Origin of the sequence: Hymenobacter sp. B81 (assembly GCF_044628455.1) — a bacterium.
GTDB lineage: Bacteria > Bacteroidota > Bacteroidia > Cytophagales > Hymenobacteraceae > Solirubrum.
Genome location: NZ_JBIYZW010000003.1, coordinates 665,848 through 684,503, shown reverse-complemented (window position 1 = coordinate 684,503; position 18,656 = coordinate 665,848). Strand labels below are relative to the sequence as shown.

The following is an 18,656-nucleotide window of genomic DNA, read 5'->3' as shown; positions in this document are numbered from 1 at the left end:
GGTCTGGCCCGGCAATTTCCAAAAAGCGGACCAATACCGCCGGGCCAAAACGAGCCCTAACAAAAAAGCCGCCCGATGCGTGCACCGGGCGGCTTTAATCGGCTGATCAACAGGCCAAAAATTATTTTTTCTTGGACTGCGGCTGCTTCTTGGCTTCCACTTCGCGCTCCTGGGCCGCCTTCATGGCCTCGGCCAGGCGGGCCTGGAAGCCACCGGGCTTCTTGTCCTTGTTCTTTTCCTTGTTGGCCTGCAGCTGGGCGTGCAGCTTGTCTTCGTCGACGAAGGTGCGGGTAATGGCCTGCTGGGCGAAGGTGACGATGTTCGACACGAAGTAGTACCAGGTCAGACCAGCGGGATAGTCGTTCAGCACGAAGAAGAAGATCAGCGGCATCAGGTAGCTGTACACCTTCATCGGGCCCTGCATGGCCGAGGGGTTGAGCTGGTTGCTCTGCCAGGTCATGAGCAGGGTCGAGATGGTCATCAGCACCGTCATCAAACTGATGTGCGAACCCATGTAGGGCAGGGCAAACGGCAGCTTGATGGGGTCGTCGTAGGTGCTCAGGTCGGTGGCCCACAAAAACGACTCGCCGCGCAGCTCAATGGCGTTGGGGAAAAACTGGAACAAGGCCAGCAAGATGGGAATGGTGGCCAGCATGGGAATGCAGCCGGCCAGCGGGCTGGAGCCCGTGCTCTGGTAGAGCTTCATGGTTTCCTGCTGCACCTTCATCTGGTCGTCGCCGTACTTTTCCTTGATGGCGTCGACCTCAGGCTTGAGCACGCGCATCTTGGCCTGCGAGAGGTAGGACTTGTATACCAGCGGCCAGAGCAGCAGCTTGATGATGACCACCAGGATGACGATGATCAACCCGTAGGAGCTGATGTAGGCTTCGAGGAAGTTGAACACCGGAATCACCAGGAAGCGGTTCACCCAGCGGAACAGGCCCCAACCCAGGTACACGTTGCGCTCAAACTCGGGCGCTACCTGCTTGAGCACCGGGAAGGAGTTGGGGCCGAAGAAGAACTGCATCTGCGCACCCGTGGCCGACTGCACGTCGGCGGCCGGTATCTGCACCGAGCTGTGCAGGGTCTTGATGAAGGTGGAGTCGTTCAAATCCACCGTGGTCTTGAAGACGCCCTTGCTGAACTCGTTGCCCGCCACCAGGCCGGCCGTGAAGAAGTCGTGCTTGTGGCCCAGCCACTTCACCGGGGTGCTCACCTCCTGGGTTTCGGGCGACTCCGAGGCCTCGGCAATGGTGCCCAGGTCGTCTTCGGCCAGGTAGTAGTTGATGGTCGAGTGGTTGCGGTTCTGCTTGATGCTCTTCTCGGTCTGGCGCACGCGGTCCAGCCAGTTGAGCGTCAGCGGCTCGGCCGACACGAGGCTGCTCAGGCCCATTAGCTTCAGGTTGTAGCCCACCTGGTAGCTGTCGTCGAGCAGGGTGTAGGTCTGCTCGATCTGCTGGCCCGGCGCCACCTCGGCCACGAAGACCACCTGCTTGCCTTGCTTGCCGCCCACCGTCACGGGCTGCACCGCCGAGGGGCGGAAGTACAAGTCGGCGAGCTTCACCTTGCGGCCGTCCTGGGTGGGCAGCTGCACGTCGATGGCGCCGCTCTGCTTGTCGAGCAGGTAGAGGGGCTGCTCGAAGAAGGTTTTCTCCTCGTTCAGGCGCACCACTTCGGGGCGGCCGCCGCGGGTCGAGAAGGTTACCGTCAGGTGCTGGTTGCGCAGCTCCACGGTTTCGGCCGTGCCCTGGGCCGCGGCGGCGAAGGCGCCGAGCAGGCGCGTGCGGGCGGCCGAGTCGAGCGGGGCGGGCGCGGCGGGGGCCGCCGCGGCGGCTTTGGCCGGTTTTTCGGCGGCGGCCTGCTCCTCCTTCTTCGGGGCGAAGAACAGCAGGTACGCCAGCAGCATGGCCGAAATGAGCATTAGGCCAGTGGCCTGGTTCTTATCCATGAATGGATGGGTATTGGGTAAAAGGCAGTTAGCGCCGACCAGCAGCCGGGACTGCCGAAACGAACCGCAAAAGTACGTGGCAATCAACCAACTGCCTACACCCGCGCCAACTTGAGCCCGGGTTGAGGCCCGTGGCAACAACCGGGCGCGGGGCTAGCAGCCTGACAAATTGGCCAGTAGCGTCGGCCGCGCGGGGCCGGCCGAGCCGGAGCCCGGCCGCCGGCCCCGCGCGGCTACACGGCCACCAGCTGCTTGTGGTGCTGAATGGCGGCGCGCACGAAGCGCACGAACAGCGGGTGCGGGTTCTGCACCGTGCTTTTCAGCTCGGGATGAAACTGCCCGGCCACAAACCAGGGATGGTCGCGCAGCTCAATCATTTCCACCAGACCGGTGTCGGGGTTCACGCCCGAGGCCAGCATGCCCGCGTCCTCGAATTGCTTGAGAAACTCGTTGTTGAACTCGTAGCGGTGGCGGTGGCGCTCCTCGATGTGGTGGCGGCCGTAGGCCTTGGCGGCCTTGGAGCCCTTGCGCAGCTCGCAGGCGTAGGCACCCAAGCGCATGGTGCCGCCCTTCTGGGTGATGTTTTTCTGCTCGGCCATCAGGCCGATAACCGGGTGCGGGGTCTGCGCGTCCATCTCCGTGGAGTTGGCGCCTTCCAGGCCCAGCACGTTGCGGGCAAACTCCACCACGGCGCACTGCATGCCCAGGCAAATACCGAAGAACGGAATGCCCGCCTCGCGCACGTAGCGGATGGCGGCCAGCTTGCCCTCGAAGCCCCGCTCGCCGAAGCCCGGCGCCACCAGCACGCCATCGGCACCGTGCAGCAGCTGGGCCACGTTTTCGGGGCTGATGTGCTCACTCTGAATCATGCGCACCGTCACGCGACACTCGTTCTGGGCGCCGGCGTGCACGAAGGCTTCCAGGATGGACTTGTAGGCGTCGGGCAGCTCCACGTACTTGCCCACCAAAGCCACGGTCACTTCCTCGGTGGGATTTTTCAGCTTGCCCAGGAAATCCTTCCAGATTTCCAGGTCGGGCTCGGGCGCGCCGCCGGTGAGCTTCATTTTCTTGATGACGCGCTCGTCGAGCTTTTCCTTGCGCATGAGCAGCGGCACCGAGTAAATCGAGTCGGCGTCGAGCGACTCGATGACGGAGTTGATTTGCACGTTGCAGAACAGGGCAATCTTCTTGCGCATCTCCACCGGGATGGGGTGCTCGGAGCGGCACACCAGGATGTCGGGCTGCAAACCGGCCTCGCGCAAATCGCGCACCGAGTGCTGGGTGGGCTTGGTTTTCAGCTCGCCGGCCGCCTTCAGGTAGGGCAACAGCGTGAGGTGAATCACCAGCGAATCGTTGGGCGGCAGCTCCCAGCGCAGCTGGCGCACGGCCTCCACGAAGGGCAGCGACTCGATGTCGCCGATGCAGCCGCCGATTTCGGTGATGACCACGTCGAACTCGCCGCTCTGGCCCAGCAGCAGCATGCGGCGCTTAATCTCATCGGTGATGTGGGGCACCACCTGCACCGTCTTGCCCAGGAAGGCGCCCTCCCGCTCGCGGCGAATCACCGTGTCGTAGATGCGGCCGGTAGTCACGTTGTTGGCCTGCGAGGTGGGCACGTTCAGGAACCGCTCGTAGTGGCCCAGGTCGAGGTCGGTTTCGGCTCCGTCGTCGGTTACGTAACACTCGCCGTGCTCGTAGGGGTTGAGCGTGCCCGGGTCGATGTTGATGTAGGGGTCGAACTTCTGGATGGTGACCCGGAAGCCGCGGGCCTGCAAAAGCTTGGCCAGCGAGGCCGAGATAATGCCCTTGCCCAGGGAGGAGGTAACTCCGCCGGTGACAAAAATGAACTTGGCCGTTGCAGCCGGGGGGGTGGGGATTCGGTCTGGCATAACGGGAAACAAAGGTAGGGGAATATGTGGGGTGGCGTCGGCTGTGGCGCCGAAAACTGCGCCGGCCACCGCTTCGGATAGGCGGCCGCGGCCCCCCGCAGGGTTAGGTGAAAAAAGCAGATATTTATTGTTTATCAATAAATTTTTGTTGACAATTGCAACATCAAGCGGCTTGCGTATCCCCGGCGGCTAAACCTGTCGGCTGCCCCGCTCCTGCCACTGCCCAGGCCGCTTCACCTTTCCCGTTTCAACCTTCACCAACCTTCACCTTCCCATGGAAACCCGCAGTCAAACCATTCTGACCACCATGCAGGTGGTCTTCTGGGTTATCTTCATCGGCCTGTGCATCAAGACCGGAGCCCTGGCCGTTTCGTTGCTGGTGAGCCTATTTGTGAATGCCGACGCGGCCCGCGACCTGTATATGGGCCTGGACCTGCACGCGCTGCAAACGGCCAGCCGCCGGCACTACCTCGGCGTGGGGTCGCTGCTGCTGTATCTGTGGGGTGCCAAGGCTTATATGGCCTACCTGGTAACGGCTATTTTCGCCAAGCTCAACTTCGAGCAGCCCTTCAGCCCGGCCGTGGGCGGGCTCATCGCCCAGATCAGCCACGCGGCCCTGGGCGCCGGCATCGTGGCGCTGCTGGCCGAGGGCTACAGCGACTGGCTGCTAAAGCGGGGCCTGGACGCGCCCGGAGGCTGGGCCGGCGGCGAGTTCCTGTTTCTGGCCGGCATCCTGTTCGTGGTAGCGCAGGTATTCCAGAAGGGCATCGACCTGCAGTCCGAACACGAGCTAACCATCTGAGCATGCCCATCGTCGTGAACCTGGACGTGATGATGGCCAAGCGCAAAATGTCGCTCAACGAGCTGTCCGGCAAGGTCGACCTGACCTTGTCCAACCTGTCCATCCTGAAAACGGGCAAGGCCAAGGCCATCCGCTTCAGCACCCTCGAAGCCATCTGCAAGGCCCTGGACTGCCAGCCGGGGGATATTCTGGAATACCAGGAGGAATGAATCGGCGGCAGCAGCGGCGCCTAATGCCGGAAGTTTGCCACCTTACCCAACCCCTAAGCAATTGCTGAGTCCGATGACGAAAGCCGGTTTACTCGTAACGGCGCTGCTTTTTCACTGCCAGACCGCCCTGGCCTGCATGTGCCTTTCCCCGCCGCCGATCGACCGGGCTTTCAGTCATTCCAGCCTGATTTTCAAGGGGCGGGTAACAGAAATTGCCAGGAACAAATTCTACAACAGCCAGGGCTTTGGTGCGGAATTAATAAATTTTGAGGTAACGCAAGGATATAAAAAGGCAAAATCCGGTGGAGGCGTTATTTCCATCGTCAACACCAATACATCGTGTGATTTTTTCTTTGAGGAAGGCAAAGAGTATTTCGTTTTCGCGCACGATTTAGGCGGCGGCTATTACAGCACTTCCTCGTGCACAAAAACCGCGGAAGCCGGCCGGTTCCTGGCCGCGGACCTGAAAATCCTGCAGGAGCTGTCGAGGGACTACGGCGACATTTCGACCGACCCGCGCAACGCGCTGGTAGTAAATAAACCCGCCTACCTGGAGCTTGTCAGCCAACACCAGGCGTTTTCCGCGACCATCGCCAAGCAGCAACGGCAGCTGAAGCTGTTGCTGGGGCTGCTCATTGGCGTAACCATACTTGCGGGCATCTATATCACCCGGCTTAAGAGCCGAAAGCCCGGCAGCTGACGCTGATTTTAGGCGGACTGCCTCTCGCAGGCTGCCCGCCGCCACCCAACCCGCGCTACTCATGAGCCGCCGCCCGCCCCAACCCGAGTTCTGGGAAGCCAGCTTTCAGGACAAGCAGACCATGTGGGGATTTGAGCCGGCCCGCTCGGCGCTTCTGGCCCGCGACGTATTTGTGCGGCTGGGCGTGCGGCAGGTGCTGGTACCCGGCATTGGCTACGGCCGCAACGCGCAGGCATTCCGCGCGGCCGGCATGCGCGTAACCGGCATCGAAATAGCCCAGACGGCCATCGACCTGGCCCGCCAGCACTACGGCCCCGACCTCGTCATCTACCACGGCTCGGTCGCCGCCATGCCCTTCGACGCGCAGCGCTACGACGGCATTTTCTGCTACGACCTGGTTCATTTGCTCAGCCGCCCGGCGCGCCGCAAGCTCATTGCCGACTGCTACCGCCAGCTGGCGCCCGGCGGCTGCATGCTGTTCACCGCCATAACCACGCAGGCGCCCACCTACGGCCGCGGCCGGCGCCTCAGCCCGGACCGCTACGAAATCATGCGCGGCGTCAGGCTGTTTTTCTACGACCGCGAATCCGTGACGCGGGAGTTTGGGCGGTTTGGCCTGGTGGAGGTAGTGGAGGTTGAGGAGAACTTTCCTTTCTTCCTGATTCAATGCCGCAAACCCGCCGCCTGAACGGGCCCGGCTCCGCCCGCACCACCGGCAGAAACGCCTCTTCCCCTATGACTCCGGAAAAAACCCTGGCCCCCGAGCAGCGCGACGAGCTGCTGCGCCTTTTGCAGGCCCGCTTCGCCCAACACGCGAACCGCCACCCCAACCTGCAGTGGGCCGAGGTGCGGGCCCGGCTGATGGCCCACGAGGCCCGACTTTGGTCGCTGCAGCAGATGGAAGCCAGCGGCGGCGAGCCCGACGTGGTGGGCCACGACGCGCAGACCGGCGAGTACCTGTTCTGCGACTGCGCGGCCGAAAGCCCCGCTGGCCGCCGCAGCCTGTGCTACGACCTGCCGGCCCTGGAATCGCGCAAGGACCACCCGCCCGTGGGCAACGCCGTGGACGCGGCCGCCGCTATGGGCATTGAGCTGCTCACCGAGGCGCAGTACCGTGAGCTGCAGCGCCTGGGCCGCTTCGACGCCAAAACCTCCAGCTGGCTGCTGACGCCGGCCCCCATCCGCCAGCTCGGCGGCGCGCTCTTTGGCGACTACCGCTACGGGCAGACGTTCGTGTACCACAACGGCGCCGCGTCGTACTACGCGGCCCGGGGGTTCCGGGGCATGCTGCGGGTGTGAGCGGGGTTGGACATTTATGCTTAGCCAGGGACGCACGGTTGAAACCGGCCGGCGAAGTGCCCGGGCCCGACAACTCCCCGTGCCGGTTGCTTTTTTAGCGCCGGCCGCTTGCCATCTTCGGGCCATGAAAACCTTTTTCGTTGACTCCTTTACCACCACGCGGTTTGCGGGCAATCCAGCGGCGGTGTGCTTGCCCGAGCACGAGCTGAGCGCGGCCACGATGCAGCACGTAGCGGCCGAAATCGGGTTTTCCGAAACGGCGTTCCTGCGGCCCGATGCGACGCGGGAAAGCTACCGCATCCGCTTCTTCACGCCCAAGCAGGAAATTCCGCTGTGCGGGCACGCCACCCTGGCAGCCGCCAAAGTCCTCTTCGACGCTACCGGCCTGCCTCGGGTGGTGTTCGTCAACTCCGCCGGAGTGGAGCTGCTCTGCGAGCAGGTGCATGGCAGCATCCGCATGCGCTTTCCGGTGTACGAAACTGAGCCAATGGCTGTGCCAGCCGCCGTGCTGCGGGCCCTTGGGCTGGCCCATTGCCTCCACGCGCGCTACAGCCCGCGCAACAACATCATCCTCCTCGAAATCGACAGCGCGGCGGAGCTGGCCGGCTTACAGCCCGACTTCGCGGCTTTGCTGCGGGCCTACCACGGCATCAACGGCGTGCTGGTAACGGCCTGCGCCGACGCGCCCCCGTACGATTTTCACTACCGCTACTTCTGGCCCTGGGCCGGCACCAACGAAGACCCCGTAACGGGCGGCGTGCAAACCTTCCTGACCAAGTACTGGGCCGACAAGCTGCAGCGGCACCAGCTGCGGGCGTTTCAGTCTTCGGCGCGCACGGGCCACATGCGCACCGAGCTGCTGCCCGACGGCGTGGGCATTTACGGCGAGGCTGTAACCGTTCTGGCCGGCACATTCTACCTGGACCCGCATGAGCACTGAAACCCTATCGGCCCTGTTTCGCCGGGATTTGGCCCGCCTGCGCCGGGAAATCGAATTGTACCGCCGCGAGGAAAACCTGTGGCTAACCGCCGGCGCCATTGCAAACCCGGGCGGCAACCTGTGCCTGCACCTGCTGGGCAACCTGAACACTTACATTGGCCAGCAGCTTGGCCACACGGGCTACGTGCGCAACCGGGAGCAGGAGTTTTCCCAGCGCCACGTGCCCCGCGCCGAGTTGCTGCGCCGCATCGACGAAACCAGCGCAGTCGTTGCCACCACGCTGGCGGAGCTGCCCGCTGCCGCGCTGTCGCAGGAGTACCCCCTGCTGGTGCTGGAGCACAAGACCTCGACCGAGTTTCTGCTGACCCACCTGGCCACGCACCTCACTTACCACCTTGGCCAGCTCAACTACCACCGCCGCCTGCTCGACCAGCCAGCGTGAGCCTCCGCAGCGGCGGACCCCCAACCCGGTATTTCCTTCCTCGGGTTTCGGGGGCGGTAAGCGGCCGATTTCCTCCGCTCCATTTCGTGCCCGGTGGTGCCTTCATTGTTAGCCAACAAGCCGCCGACCCAGAAAAACAACCCTTATGCACCGGTTTGAAGCAGCTATTGACATCATCGGCATCAATCCGTTCGTGTTCGTGCCCGACGCTATTCTGACCGACATCTTCGCGCAGGCCGGCACCAGCAAGGGGCCGATTCCCATTCGGGGTACCGTTAACGGCCAGCCGTATTCGCAGACGCTGGTCCGCTACCAGGGCCACTGGCGACTGTATATCAATACCCTGATGCTGAAAAACTCTCCCAAGAGAATCGGCGAAACCATTACCCTGACCCTGGCCTTCGACCCGGCCGACCGCACGCTTACGCCCCACCCCCGGCTGGTACAGGCCCTGGCCGACTGCCCCGCCGCCCAGGAGGTATTCGACGGCCTGCCGGCCTCCCGGCGCAAGGAAATCGTGCGCTACATCGCTTCGCTGAAAACCGAGGAAAGCATCCACCGCAACGTCGGCCGGGCTATCGACTTTTTACTGGGCAACGGCCGCTTCATCGGCCGCGACAAGCCCTAACGGCCGCTCTACTCCGCGCGTAGTCCCCCGCAACTTGTGCCCCAACCCCCACCCGCTACCATGCTAAACGACCTCGAAGGCGACGCTTTTCTGCTGGCTTACACCATGAGCAACCTCTCCGAGCTGGGCTGGAGCGCGGGCTGGATGCAGAACCTGGAGTACGTGCTGTGGCACGCCGTCACTACCGGTCGCCGGGAGTTCGGCCGGGTTACCATCGGCTCCAACGACATCCGAGCGCTCAAGCTCCTCTCGGAACGCTGCGGCTGCTGGATATACTACGAGGAAGAACAGGGGGAAACGGCCATTCCCCTGGCCGAGTGGCAACGCAAGTTTGCCCAGGCAGTAGAGCAAGACAGCCGCCTGCTTCGGTAGCCTGATGCGGCGCGGGGGCAGCGCCCGCGCCCGGTCATCCCCGTAACCACCCCACTCTAACCCTCCTATTCTATGCCTAACGCCAACAAAACCATTCTGCAACAGGCCAACGCGGCCATCACGGCCGGCGACTACGAAGGCTTCCTCGCCCACTGCACCGACGACACCGAGTGGACCTTCGTGGGCGAACAGACGCTGCGGGGCAAGCCGGCGGTGCGGCAGTGGATGGCCACCGCCTACCAGCAGCCGCCCCGCTTTCGCGTCGAGCAGCTCATTGCCGAAGATGATTTCGTGACGGCCCTGGGCACCATCGTGCTGCCCGACGAAAGCGGGCAGGCGGTGGAGCATGCCTACTGCGACGTGTGGCGGTTTCGCGACGGCAAGATGGCCGAGCTGCGGGCCTTCGTCATCAAGCCCTAGCACATGCAACACCCAAACGACCACACCGCAGTTCTGATTCTGGCGCCGGGGCAGGGCCGGCAGTACCCCTGCGGGGGGATGACGGCTGTATTCAAAGCCGACGAAAACGAAACCAACGGGCAGTACAGCATTTCGGAATGGTGGCTGGAACCCCACGCCGAAGGCCCCGGCGCCCATCTGCACGAAGCCCACGACGAGGTGTTTTATGTGCTGGCAGGCACCACGTCTATCTTGGTAGGCGACACCTGGATACAGGCCGAGCGCGGGACCTTCATCCGGGTGCCGGCCAATACCCTGCACGACTTCCGCAACCAAACCGACCAGCAAACCGGGGTGCTTAATTTTTTCATTCCGGGCGGCTTCGAGCGCAACATGCCCGCCATCGTCAGTTGGTTTGCCAGCCAGGTCTAGTAGCGCCGCGTAACGCGTGGCCGGCTATGCCGGGCTCCGCTCGCATGATGCCCGAACGCCCCGGCCCCGCCTTGCCGCCGGGGTAACAATGGCAGCGCCGTTTTCCCCTCTCCATTACCGCTATGATGTGCGACTTGAAAGAAGACACGTTTTTGCTAGCCTATACAATGGGCAATATTTCTGAATTGGGTTGGACAGCAGGGTGGATGCAGAACCTGGAATATGTGCTGTGGCATGCCTTAGTAAGCGGCCCCAGGGAGTGGGGACGAACATATATCGGACCGGATGACCTAACAGCCCTCAAGCTGCTGTCCGACCGAATCGGTGGCTGGATTTACTTTGATGACGAGCAGGAAGAAACATACCTTCCTCTGGCCGAGTGGAAGCTGAAATTTGAAGAGGTCGTTCAAGCAAATCCCAGCGTGCTAAGGTAGCCGGCAACGTTAGCCCCCTTGTATACTCTTTGTCTCCACCAAGAGCAATAGTATACAGCTCCTATATACTATATTGACCCATCATCAACAATAGTATACACCACATGCCGCGCCCTGCGCTCTATTCTGACTCCGCTTCGGCTGCCGTAAGCGCCTACTTCGGCATTTCACAAGATGCCCTGGCAATGTGGCTTGGCCTCACCAAAGCCCACGTCAGTCATCTTTCCACCGGCCGGCGCAGCCTGAGCCCCGCCGCGGCCCAGGCCCTGGCCCCGCTGCTGCGCCAGCTGCCGCTGCCCGGCTCCGAAGGGGACACCCCCGGCCTGCCGCCCCCGCTGGCCCTGGCTCCGCCCGAGGCCGACCCGCTCGACGCCCGCCTGCGCTACTGCCAGTACCACGCCCGGCGGCTGCGGCGGCAGCTGGAGCCCTTGGAAGCCCAGGCCACCGCGGCGGCCCGCTGGGTGGCGGCGCTGCCCGCCATTCGGGCCGCCCTGCCGCCCGACCCCGGCCCCGCCGCCGAGCCGGATAGTGCCCTCGACTGGCCGGCCTGGCACAACTGGTTCCGGCACCGCTGGCTGGAGCGGCGCTCCGCCGCCCTGCCTCCTGTCCTGAGCGCCCAGTACCACCTGCTGCGCCTGCGCGCCGAAGCCCTCGAAACCGAGGCCGCCGCGCTGCGGGCCCTGCTGCCGGCCGACTGAGCAAGAGGCCCTGAATTCGGGCCTTTTTTAGTTAATATTTCAAAAAAAACCGTCACGTTTTGAAATATCGTCAGCATTTATCATGTTTAAACCACGCATTTTTCACTCTTAACCCCATTGGCGTCATGGCATTCGACGTGAACAAACTACAGACCCGGGCCCAGTGCCTGGAGGCCAAAGAAAAGCTGGAAGCCGAGCTGCGCGGCTACCAGAACCGCGACCAGAATCAGGAGTACCGGGACTGGCGCGGCGACCGGGCGGAAACGACCACTGCCCAGCTTCTGGCCAGGGCTACCGAACGGGTAGCCTACCTGACCGGGCAGCTGGCCAAGCCCGACCTGTCGGCCAATGACCGCCTGCGCGCCGAAGACGAACTGGAAGTAGCCGAGTTCCAGCAGAAGCGGCTAACCCGGCGCGCTACGAACGCCGGCGGCGTCATTGACTTTCTGGCCGACGTGGACGCCGACCAGGTCGACGCCCAGGTAGCGCTGCTGACCCAGGCCATTACCGCCGTGCAGCAGCGCCACGACGCGCTGCCCGCTTAACCCGGCCCCGAACGCATTCCGCCAAAAAGCCCCCGAGCACCGCGCTCGGGGGCTTTTTTTGCGGGCGGCGCGAGCGAAAAACCCGGCGGCAGCTGGCTTATCTCATGGCAGACCACAGCTTTACTTACCTTCCCAGGCCCGGTCCCGGCCACCCTTACACCCTGCCTATGAACCCTCAGGTTACCGACTACATCGACCATGCGGCGGCTGAGCAGCGCGCCATCCTGCAGCGGCTCCGGCAGCTGATCTGGCAGGCGGTGCCCGCCACGCAGGAGCAGTTTAAATGGGGCCGGCCAGTGTTTGCGGCCGGTTCGGATTTTGCCTACCTCAAAACCGCCAAATCCTACATCACCCTGGGCTTTTTCGACGCCACCCGCCTGCCCGACGCCGCCCCGCTGCTGGAAGGCACGGGCCCGGCCATGCGCCACCTCAAGCTTCGCCAGCTGGCCGACGTGGACGAGCAACAACTGACGCGGTGGTTTCAACTGCTGACCCGGTAACGAGGCCCGTCGTTTAGCCGCCCCGGTCAGGGGCCGGCAATTCACCGCGGAAGCGGCTACGCCCATGACCACCCCACCCGTATTCGTTGCGCTGCTCGTGGGACTGTTGGGGCTAAGCCGCTGCGGCCGCCGCGCCACCGACCAGGGCCCTGCCACTCCCGCCAATTCTTCCGCCATGACCGTCACCCCCGACACCCTGCAGCAGATTCTGGCCGCCTTCAACCGCCACGACCTGGATGCCATCATGGCCTTCTTCTCGGATGACTGCTCGTTCGATTTTCCGCGGGGGCCCGAGCCGTGGGGGCAGCGCTTCGTGGGCAAAGCCCAGGTGCGCGCGGCCCTGGCCAGCCGCTTCCGGGGCATTCCCGATGTGCACTACGGGGCCGACCGCCACTGGGTATCCGCCGATGGTGCCAGGGGCCTGTCGGAGTGGACCCTCACCGGCACCACCGTTGCGGGAGTCAACATCACGGTGCGGGGCTGCGACCTATGGGAGTTCCGCGAGGGCAAAGTCACCCGCAAGGATTCCTACTGGAAGATCGTGGAGCCCGCCGCCCCGCCGCCCGCGCAGTAGCGCTGCCGCCCGGCTACGACTCGGCTTACGTGGCGCAACAGTTCCCGGCGCCGTACTACCGCATCGTGGGTAACAAGGCCGTGGCCGTGTACGGCAACTACGTGGAGGAAATCCTGGAGAACCGACGCCGGCTGCGCGCCCCTATCAAAGCTTGGAACCGCCGCCTGGAAGCAAAAGCCCGCCAGCCGTTTCGGCAAGCCCCGCCGCGGAAATAGCGCCAACGATTCCCTGGTTTCCGGGCGCTCTTACTTCTCCGCAACGGCCGTTAGCCCGCTTTCCGCCGCGGGCGCGGCCCCGCTGTCGGTTCGTGCCGTAGCTTAGACCTCCCATGCTTCGCTTCCGCCTTCTTCTGCTGGCCGGCCTGCTCCCGGCCGCCCTGGTCGCCCCGGCCCAGACTACGCCCGCCCTGCCGCCCACCGCGGCCCCGCCCCTGCCCGCCGCCCCGGCCGACTGGCTGCTGCGCGAGCTGGAGGCCTCGCCCGTGCTGCGCCAGCACCACGCCGGCTTGCAGCTCAGCTACGTGGCCACCGGCCAGAGTCTGCTGAGCTGGCACGCCGATAAATATTTCGTGCCCGCCAGCACCCACAAGCTGCTCACCCTCTACGCCGCCCTGCGCATCCTGGGCGACTCGGTGCCCAGCCTGCGCTACCAGGTGCGCGGCGACACGCTGCTGGTGCGCGGCACCGGCGACCCTACCCTGCTGCACGGCGACGTGCCCTCGGCCCGGGCCTACCAGTTTATGCAGCGCTGGCCCGGTCCGCTGCGGCTGGCGCCCACGCCCTACGCCGAGTCGGCCTACGGCCCCGGCTGGCCCTGGGACGACTACCCCTACTATTTCCAGCCCGAGCGCGGCGGCTTTCCCATCTACGGCCACACCGTGCGCTTCTACGCCCGCCAGCCCGGGAGGGCGCCGGTGGTGCAGCCGCGCTGGTTCCGGCCCCTGGTGCAGGCCGCCCCGGCCGGCGCCACCAGCCCCGACCACGTGCTGCGCGAGCCCGAAGCCAACCGTTACACTTGGTTTGCCGCTCCCAGGGCCTGGGTTGATGAGAGTCCGTTCCGCACCAGCCCCGCGCTGCTGCTGACTTTGCTGCGCGACACCCTGCACCGCGACGTGCAGCCCGGCCGCTGGCGCCCGCAGCCCGGCTCACCCGGCCGCACCCTCTACGGCCTGCCCGTCGACTCGCTGCTGCGGCGCATGGTGCGGGTGAGCGACAACCTGCTGGCCGAGCAAACCCTGCTGCTGTGCGCCGCCCAGCTCGGCCACGACACGCTCAGCGCCGCCCGCGTGATGGCCCACGTGCGGCGCCAGGGCTGGCTGCGCCCCCTGCCCGACTCGGTGGCCTGGGTCGATGGCTCGGGCCTCTCGCGGCTGAACCTGAACACGCCCCGCAACCAGGTGGCCCTGCTGCGGCAGCTGCACCAGCTGGTGCCCGAGCCGCGGCTGCTGAGCCTGCTGGCGGCCGGCGGTGGCCAGGGCACCCTGCGCCGCGCCTACCGCAGCCCCGACAAAAAGCCTTGGCTCTGGGGCAAAACCGGCACGCTCAGCAACAACCACAACCTCTGCGGCTTCGTGCGCACCCGCTCGGGCCAGCTGCTGGCCTTCAGCTTCCTCAACAACAACCACCTGGCCGGCACCGAAGCCGTGCGCCGCGAGATGGAGCGCCTGCTCACCCTGGTGCGCGAACGGCTGTGAGTTTTTTTGGGGTAACACGTGACACGTAACAGGTGACAGGGAACAAGTGACACGTAACAGGTCCCCCGTAACTGGCAACTCACAACTATCAACTGGCAACTGAGATGCTGGCAACCAAAATGTTCCACGAATAAAAATCTATTCTTCAAGCATTTAACCACAATTCACTTCAACGTTCCACAAAATTATTGGCGGCTTTCCCGGCGCTTTCCCCTATTTTTGGTTTCCCGCCGGCCCTCACTTGGTCGGTGGAGCTTGGAGTGAGTATGTCAGAGAAGCACGAAGAGAAAACCGCCCCCTCGCCGCTGGCCAAGCGCCGCGTGGGCGGACTGGGCCGGGGCCTGAACGCCCTCATCGAAGGCAGCTACGAGAAGAAGGGCGAGCGGCTGGTGCCGCACCCCGCCAACTCGGTGGGGCTGATTCCGGTGGAGCAGATCGAAACCAACCCTTTCCAGCCCCGCACCCACTTCGACCAGGAAGCCCTGCAGGAGCTGGCCGAAAGCATCCGCGTGCAGGGTATCATTCAGCCCGTAACGGTGCGCCAGACCGGCCCCGCCGCCTACCAGCTGATTTCGGGGGAACGACGCCTGCAGGCCTCGCGCCTGGCCGGCCTCGAAGCCATTCCGGCCTACATCCGCAAGGCCGACGACCAGCAGATGCTGGAAATGGCGCTGATTGAGAACATCCAGCGCGAAAACCTCAACGCCATCGAAATTGCCCTCAGCTACCAGCGCCTGGTGAGCGAGTGCAACCTCAAGCAGGAAGAGCTGGGCGACCGGGTGGGCAAAAACCGCTCGACGGTGACCAACTACCTGCGCCTGCTCAAGCTGCCGCCCGACATCCAGATTGGCCTGCGCGACACGCTCATCTCGATGGGCCACGCCCGCGCCCTGCTCAGCGTGGAAGACCCGCAGCAGCAGCTGAACCTGTTCCAGCGCATCGTGGCCGAGGAAATGTCGGTGCGCCGCGTGGAGCAGCTGGTGCGCCAGGGCGCCGTGGCCCCGGCGGCCAAGGCCAACCCGCGCGGCGAGGAGCAGCCCGTGGTGCCGCCCGCCGAAATCAAGCGCGCCGAGCGGCACTTGTCCGACCGCTTCGGCTCCCGCGTACAAGTAAAGCCCACGGCCCAGGGGCGCGGCGAAATCCGCATTGCCTTCGATTCGGCCGAGGACATGCACCGCATCCTGAGCATACTGCAACCGGCCTAGCCCGCGTTGAAGGGCGCTATGAACAACCCGCGTTTCCCAAGCCTGGTTACCCGCCTGAAGGTAGCCCCACTGCTGCTGGCGGTGGGGCTGCTGCTTTTTCCCGCCCCGGCGGCCCGGGCCCAGACCGTCACTACCGGACCCGACTCGGCGCAGGTGGCCGCGCCCGCCGTGCCCGACTCGCTGCGGCGCACCGAGCGGCTGCTGGGCTTGCGCATGACGCGGCCCACCAAGGCGGCGGTGCTGTCGCTGGTGCTGCCGGGCGCGGGCCAGGTGTACAACCGCAAGTACTGGAAGCTGCCGCTGGTGTACGCCGGCCTGGGCGGCACCGTGTACGGCGAGCTGTTTTACTGGCGGCGCTACCAGGAGTTCAAGGCCGGCTACGACATTCGGCGCCGCCGCCAGGCTGCCGAGCAGGCCGTGCCGGTGAATCCCGAGCTGGTCAGGTCGCTCGCCGACCCGGGCGCCCGCTCCGGGCTGTACTCCAATACGGCCACTGGCGACGCCTCGCAGCAGCGCGTGTTCAACGCCTACCGCTCGCAGCGCGACGTGTTTTTCGCCTACATCGCCCTGGCCTACGGCCTGCAGGTGCTCGATGCCCTGGTCGACGCCCACCTGCACGACTTCGACATCAGCGAAGATCTGAGCTTGCGCTGCCAGCCCACGCTGCTGCTGCCCCCCGGCAGCCCGCTGCCCGCCACCGGCGTGGCGTTTACCTTTACCCTGAACCCGCCCCCGGCTGCGCGCCGCTGAGGCCGGACGTTTCTTTTCAGCTATGAAGCTTTTACTGATCGGGTACGGCAAAATGGGCCGCACCATCGAAACCCAGGCCCGGAGCCGCGGCCACCAGATTGTCGGCATCATCGACCCCTCGCGCCCCGAAACCCAGCTCACCGACTTCGGACCCGCCGACGCCGACGTAGCCATTGAGTTTACCCACCCCGACGCGGCCTTTGCCAACGTAACGGCCTGCCTGCGCCAGGGCCTGCCGGTGGTGTGCGGCTCGACGGGCTGGCTGCACCGCTTCCCCGAGGCCCGCGAGCTGACCCAGCAGCAGAACGGGGCGCTGTTCTACGCCTCCAACTACAGCGTGGGCGTGAACCTGTTTTTCCACTTCAACGAGTACGTGGCCACCAAAATGGCCCAGTTCGGCGGCTACGACGTGCAGGTGCGCGAAATTCACCACGTGCACAAAATCGACCAGCCCAGCGGCACGGCCCTGACCATCGCCGAGGGCATTCTGCGCCACTACCCCGACAAGAAAACCTGGCGCAACGACGTGGCCCAGTCGCCGCAGGAGCTGGCCATCCGCTCGGAGCGTACCGGCGAGGCCGTGGGCACCCACATCGTGACCTATTCCTCGGCCGTCGACAACCTGGAGCTCAAGCACGAGGCCCTCTCGCGCGAGGGTTTCGCCCACGGCGCGGTGCTGGCCGCCGAGTGGCTGCCCGGCCACCAGGGCGTGTTCGGCATGAAGGATTTGCTGGGGCTGTAGTCGGGTAACCCGTGACACGTAACAGGTGACACGTGCTGCCTGTAGGACCGTCTACATTTCGCGGCCGGCGTGCGGTGAAATTCGGCCCGACCCCTTATCCTTGCTGTCCCAGCCCAAGCTGCAACCCCGGGTTTCAGCCTATTATCCATTACCTCCAAACCTGTCACGTGTTACCTGTCACGTGTCACTCTCCAAGCACCCCTGATGGCAGTTACGTTCTGGAAGAAAAAAGAAGCCGAGCAGCCGGCCAAGCCCAAGAGTTTCTGGCGCGAGTGGGGCGACGCTATCCTGTTCGCGGTGGTGGCCGCCACGCTCATCCGCTGGGCCACCTTCGAGGCCTACACCATTCCCACGCCCTCCATGGAGCACTCCCTGCTGGTGGGCGACTACCTGTTTGTGAGCAAGCTGCACTACGGCCCGCGCACCCCGCAAACGCCGCTGCAGGTGCCCCTCACCCACCAGACCATCTGGGGCACCAACCTGCCCAGCTACTCCGACGCCCTGCAGCTGACCTCGTACCGCCTGCCGGGCTTTTCGGAGGTGAAGCGCGGCGACGTGGTGGTGTTCAACGTGCCCTTTGAAAACCAGCACCCCGCCGACCTGCGCACCAACTACATCAAGCGCTGCGTGGCCGTGGCCGGCGACGTGCTGGAAATCCGCGACCAGGAGGTGTTCGTCAACGGCCAGTCGCAGGGCACGCCGCCCGGCGCCCAGACGCGCTACTTCCTCGACGTGCCCCAGCCCGACGACGAGCTGAAGGCCGCCTTCAAGCAGCAGAACGTGGTGATTTACGGCAACGACAACGGCCTGCCCACGCCCAATCCCATGTTTCCCACGCCCACCTTCGTGGTGGACATGACGGCCACCACGGCTGCGTTCTTCAAGCAGCAGCCCTACGTGCGCGGCCTGGTGCGCGAAACCGCCGAGGCCGGCAAGGCCGAGCTGGAAACCTTCCCCAACAACCCCGACTACCCCGAGAGCGTGCCGGGCCAGGTGGTGAACTGGAACCGCGACTTCTACGGCCCACTGCCGGTGCCCAAGAAGGGCCAGACCGTGCAGCTGACCCCGCAGAACGTGCCCATCTACCAGAAAATTATCCAGCGCTACGAGCACAACGAGGGCATTACGGTGCAGGGCGGGCAGATTCTGCAGAACGGCAAGCCGCTGACCAGCTACACCTTCAAGCAGGACTACTACTTCATGATGGGCGACAACCGCCACGACTCGCTCGACTCGCGCTACTGGGGCTTCGTGCCCGAAGACCACGTCGTGGGCAAGGCCGTGCTGATCTGGATGTCGGTGGACCCGCACGCTTCCTTCCTGAACAAGATCCGCTGGAGCCGCCTGTTCAACACTATCAACTAAATCACGGATTCTTCCGGATTCGGCGGATTCCCCGGATTTTGTGGACGATTGCCCGGTGTGGTGCCACGGCTCAAAGCCGTGGCACCACTT

At 64.6% G+C, this 18,656-nt stretch carries 24 protein-coding genes; 22 read left to right on the top strand and 2 right to left on the bottom strand.

Annotated elements, in window-relative coordinates; all coding sequences use genetic code 11:
• Nucleotides 1-121 precede the first annotated feature (121 nt).
• Entirely contained in the window at nt 122-1,948 is a 1,827-nt protein-coding gene (yidC, locus tag ACE191_RS19710) for a membrane protein insertase YidC (RefSeq protein ID WP_400193959.1), read from the bottom strand.
• A 233-nt stretch (nt 1,949-2,181) separates the two neighbouring features.
• Nucleotides 2,182-3,837 (bottom strand): CTP synthase, encoded by a 1,656-nt coding sequence (locus ACE191_RS19705; protein ID WP_400193958.1) that lies wholly within the window; start codon nt 3,835-3,837, stop codon nt 2,182-2,184.
• A 274-nt stretch (nt 3,838-4,111) separates the two neighbouring features.
• Here ACE191_RS19705 and ACE191_RS19700 point away from each other — a divergent pair, with 274 nt between their 5' ends.
• The 22 genes from ACE191_RS19700 to lepB all read left to right on the top strand — a co-directional run bounded on the left by ACE191_RS19700 (nt 4,112) and on the right by lepB (nt 18,566).
• Nucleotides 4,112-4,639, top strand: coding sequence for a DUF2975 domain-containing protein (locus tag ACE191_RS19700; RefSeq protein WP_400193957.1), 528 nt, complete (start codon nt 4,112-4,114; stop codon nt 4,637-4,639).
• Nucleotides 4,640-4,641: 2 nt separating this feature from the next.
• Nucleotides 4,642-4,848 (top strand): helix-turn-helix domain-containing protein, encoded by a 207-nt coding sequence (locus ACE191_RS19695; RefSeq protein WP_400193956.1) that lies wholly within the window; start codon nt 4,642-4,644, stop codon nt 4,846-4,848.
• A gap of 73 nt (nt 4,849-4,921) precedes the next feature.
• Nucleotides 4,922-5,548, top strand: coding sequence for a hypothetical protein (locus ACE191_RS19690; protein ID WP_400193955.1), 627 nt, complete (start codon nt 4,922-4,924; stop codon nt 5,546-5,548).
• A 61-nt stretch (nt 5,549-5,609) separates the two neighbouring features.
• Complete coding sequence (locus ACE191_RS19685) at nt 5,610-6,236, top strand: class I SAM-dependent methyltransferase (RefSeq protein WP_400193954.1); 627 nt, start codon at nt 5,610-5,612, stop codon at nt 6,234-6,236.
• Nucleotides 6,237-6,283: 47 nt separating this feature from the next.
• Complete coding sequence (locus tag ACE191_RS19680) at nt 6,284-6,847, top strand: DUF4256 domain-containing protein (protein ID WP_400193953.1); 564 nt, start codon at nt 6,284-6,286, stop codon at nt 6,845-6,847.
• A gap of 124 nt (nt 6,848-6,971) precedes the next feature.
• Complete coding sequence (locus ACE191_RS19675) at nt 6,972-7,787, top strand: PhzF family phenazine biosynthesis protein (protein ID WP_400193952.1); 816 nt, start codon at nt 6,972-6,974, stop codon at nt 7,785-7,787.
• A complete protein-coding gene (locus ACE191_RS19670) occupies nt 7,777-8,229 on the top strand; it encodes a DinB family protein (protein WP_400193951.1) in 453 nt (150 codons plus the stop codon). Before ACE191_RS19675 ends, ACE191_RS19670 begins: the two co-directional genes overlap by 11 nt.
• Nucleotides 8,230-8,374: 145 nt before the next feature.
• A complete protein-coding gene (locus ACE191_RS19665; RefSeq protein ID WP_400193950.1) occupies nt 8,375-8,857 on the top strand; it encodes a YdeI/OmpD-associated family protein in 483 nt (160 codons plus the stop codon).
• A gap of 60 nt (nt 8,858-8,917) precedes the next feature.
• Nucleotides 8,918-9,229 (top strand): hypothetical protein, encoded by a 312-nt coding sequence (locus tag ACE191_RS19660; RefSeq protein WP_400193949.1) that lies wholly within the window; start codon nt 8,918-8,920, stop codon nt 9,227-9,229.
• A gap of 72 nt (nt 9,230-9,301) precedes the next feature.
• Complete coding sequence (locus tag ACE191_RS19655) at nt 9,302-9,649, top strand: nuclear transport factor 2 family protein (protein WP_400193948.1); 348 nt, start codon at nt 9,302-9,304, stop codon at nt 9,647-9,649.
• A 3-nt stretch (nt 9,650-9,652) separates the two neighbouring features.
• A complete protein-coding gene (locus ACE191_RS19650) occupies nt 9,653-10,060 on the top strand; it encodes a cupin domain-containing protein (protein ID WP_400193947.1) in 408 nt (135 codons plus the stop codon).
• A 122-nt stretch (nt 10,061-10,182) separates the two neighbouring features.
• On the top strand, nt 10,183-10,494 hold the full coding sequence (locus ACE191_RS19645) for a hypothetical protein (protein ID WP_400193946.1): 312 nt from the start codon (nt 10,183-10,185) through the stop codon (nt 10,492-10,494).
• A gap of 185 nt (nt 10,495-10,679) precedes the next feature.
• Nucleotides 10,680-11,192 (top strand): hypothetical protein, encoded by a 513-nt coding sequence (locus tag ACE191_RS19640; RefSeq protein WP_400193945.1) that lies wholly within the window; start codon nt 10,680-10,682, stop codon nt 11,190-11,192.
• Between the two features lie 125 nt (nt 11,193-11,317).
• A complete protein-coding gene (locus ACE191_RS19635; protein ID WP_400193944.1) occupies nt 11,318-11,737 on the top strand; it encodes a hypothetical protein in 420 nt (139 codons plus the stop codon).
• A 167-nt stretch (nt 11,738-11,904) separates the two neighbouring features.
• Nucleotides 11,905-12,237 (top strand): DUF1801 domain-containing protein, encoded by a 333-nt coding sequence (locus ACE191_RS19630; protein WP_400193943.1) that lies wholly within the window; start codon nt 11,905-11,907, stop codon nt 12,235-12,237.
• A gap of 175 nt (nt 12,238-12,412) precedes the next feature.
• On the top strand, nt 12,413-12,811 hold the full coding sequence (locus tag ACE191_RS19625) for a nuclear transport factor 2 family protein (protein ID WP_400193942.1): 399 nt from the start codon (nt 12,413-12,415) through the stop codon (nt 12,809-12,811).
• A gap of 29 nt (nt 12,812-12,840) precedes the next feature.
• Nucleotides 12,841-13,026: a hypothetical protein gene (locus ACE191_RS19620; RefSeq protein ID WP_400193941.1), complete on the top strand. Its 186-nt coding sequence runs from the start codon at nt 12,841-12,843 to the stop codon at nt 13,024-13,026.
• 113 nt (nt 13,027-13,139) lie between these two features.
• A complete protein-coding gene (locus ACE191_RS19615; protein ID WP_400193940.1) occupies nt 13,140-14,504 on the top strand; it encodes a D-alanyl-D-alanine carboxypeptidase/D-alanyl-D-alanine-endopeptidase in 1,365 nt (454 codons plus the stop codon).
• Nucleotides 14,505-14,770: 266 nt separating this feature from the next.
• The gene (locus ACE191_RS19610; RefSeq protein ID WP_400193939.1) at nt 14,771-15,709 is read left to right on the top strand and encodes a ParB/RepB/Spo0J family partition protein; all 939 of its coding nucleotides are present in this window, start codon (nt 14,771-14,773) and stop codon (nt 15,707-15,709) included.
• An 18-nt stretch (nt 15,710-15,727) separates the two neighbouring features.
• Nucleotides 15,728-16,459 (top strand): DUF5683 domain-containing protein, encoded by a 732-nt coding sequence (locus tag ACE191_RS19605; RefSeq protein WP_400193938.1) that lies wholly within the window; start codon nt 15,728-15,730, stop codon nt 16,457-16,459.
• Between the two features lie 22 nt (nt 16,460-16,481).
• Nucleotides 16,482-17,201 (top strand): 4-hydroxy-tetrahydrodipicolinate reductase, encoded by a 720-nt coding sequence (gene dapB / locus ACE191_RS19600; RefSeq protein WP_400193937.1) that lies wholly within the window; start codon nt 16,482-16,484, stop codon nt 17,199-17,201.
• A 204-nt stretch (nt 17,202-17,405) separates the two neighbouring features.
• Nucleotides 17,406-18,566 carry a signal peptidase I gene (gene lepB, locus ACE191_RS19595; RefSeq protein WP_400193936.1) on the top strand — a complete coding sequence of 387 codons (1,161 nt, stop codon included), beginning with the start codon at nt 17,406-17,408 and terminating at the stop codon, nt 18,564-18,566.
• Nucleotides 18,567-18,656 lie beyond the last annotated feature (90 nt).

Excerpts from the sequence above, each read along its gene's own strand:
- ACE191_RS19610 (WP_400193939.1), top strand. The coding sequence starts at position 14,771 with ATGTCAGAGAAGCACGAAGAGAAAACCGCCCCCTCGCCGCTGGCCAAG.
- ACE191_RS19625 (WP_400193942.1), top strand. The coding sequence starts at position 12,413 with ATGACCGTCACCCCCGACACCCTGCAGCAGATTCTGGCCGCCTTCAAC.
- ACE191_RS19640 (WP_400193945.1), top strand. The coding sequence starts at position 10,680 with ATGTGGCTTGGCCTCACCAAAGCCCACGTCAGTCATCTTTCCACCGGC.
- ACE191_RS19605 (WP_400193938.1), top strand. The coding sequence starts at position 15,728 with ATGAACAACCCGCGTTTCCCAAGCCTGGTTACCCGCCTGAAGGTAGCC.
- ACE191_RS19630 (WP_400193943.1), top strand. The coding sequence starts at position 11,905 with ATGAACCCTCAGGTTACCGACTACATCGACCATGCGGCGGCTGAGCAG.
- ACE191_RS19665 (WP_400193950.1), top strand. The coding sequence starts at position 8,375 with ATGCACCGGTTTGAAGCAGCTATTGACATCATCGGCATCAATCCGTTC.
- ACE191_RS19650 (WP_400193947.1), top strand. The coding sequence starts at position 9,653 with ATGCAACACCCAAACGACCACACCGCAGTTCTGATTCTGGCGCCGGGG.
- ACE191_RS19685 (WP_400193954.1), top strand. The coding sequence starts at position 5,610 with ATGAGCCGCCGCCCGCCCCAACCCGAGTTCTGGGAAGCCAGCTTTCAG.
- ACE191_RS19695 (WP_400193956.1), top strand. The coding sequence starts at position 4,642 with ATGCCCATCGTCGTGAACCTGGACGTGATGATGGCCAAGCGCAAAATG.
- ACE191_RS19670 (WP_400193951.1), top strand. The coding sequence starts at position 7,777 with ATGAGCACTGAAACCCTATCGGCCCTGTTTCGCCGGGATTTGGCCCGC.
- ACE191_RS19645 (WP_400193946.1), top strand. The coding sequence starts at position 10,183 with ATGATGTGCGACTTGAAAGAAGACACGTTTTTGCTAGCCTATACAATG.
- ACE191_RS19635 (WP_400193944.1), top strand. The coding sequence starts at position 11,318 with ATGGCATTCGACGTGAACAAACTACAGACCCGGGCCCAGTGCCTGGAG.
- ACE191_RS19680 (WP_400193953.1), top strand. The coding sequence starts at position 6,284 with ATGACTCCGGAAAAAACCCTGGCCCCCGAGCAGCGCGACGAGCTGCTG.
- dapB (WP_400193937.1), top strand. The coding sequence starts at position 16,482 with ATGAAGCTTTTACTGATCGGGTACGGCAAAATGGGCCGCACCATCGAA.
- yidC (WP_400193959.1), bottom strand. The coding sequence starts at position 1,948 with ATGGATAAGAACCAGGCCACTGGCCTAATGCTCATTTCGGCCATGCTG.
- ACE191_RS19615 (WP_400193940.1), top strand. The coding sequence starts at position 13,140 with ATGCTTCGCTTCCGCCTTCTTCTGCTGGCCGGCCTGCTCCCGGCCGCC.
- ACE191_RS19700 (WP_400193957.1), top strand. The coding sequence starts at position 4,112 with ATGGAAACCCGCAGTCAAACCATTCTGACCACCATGCAGGTGGTCTTC.
- ACE191_RS19690 (WP_400193955.1), top strand. The coding sequence starts at position 4,922 with ATGACGAAAGCCGGTTTACTCGTAACGGCGCTGCTTTTTCACTGCCAG.
- ACE191_RS19675 (WP_400193952.1), top strand. The coding sequence starts at position 6,972 with ATGAAAACCTTTTTCGTTGACTCCTTTACCACCACGCGGTTTGCGGGC.
- ACE191_RS19655 (WP_400193948.1), top strand. The coding sequence starts at position 9,302 with ATGCCTAACGCCAACAAAACCATTCTGCAACAGGCCAACGCGGCCATC.
- ACE191_RS19660 (WP_400193949.1), top strand. The coding sequence starts at position 8,918 with ATGCTAAACGACCTCGAAGGCGACGCTTTTCTGCTGGCTTACACCATG.
- ACE191_RS19705 (WP_400193958.1), bottom strand. The coding sequence starts at position 3,837 with ATGCCAGACCGAATCCCCACCCCCCCGGCTGCAACGGCCAAGTTCATT.
- lepB (WP_400193936.1), top strand. The coding sequence starts at position 17,406 with ATGGCAGTTACGTTCTGGAAGAAAAAAGAAGCCGAGCAGCCGGCCAAG.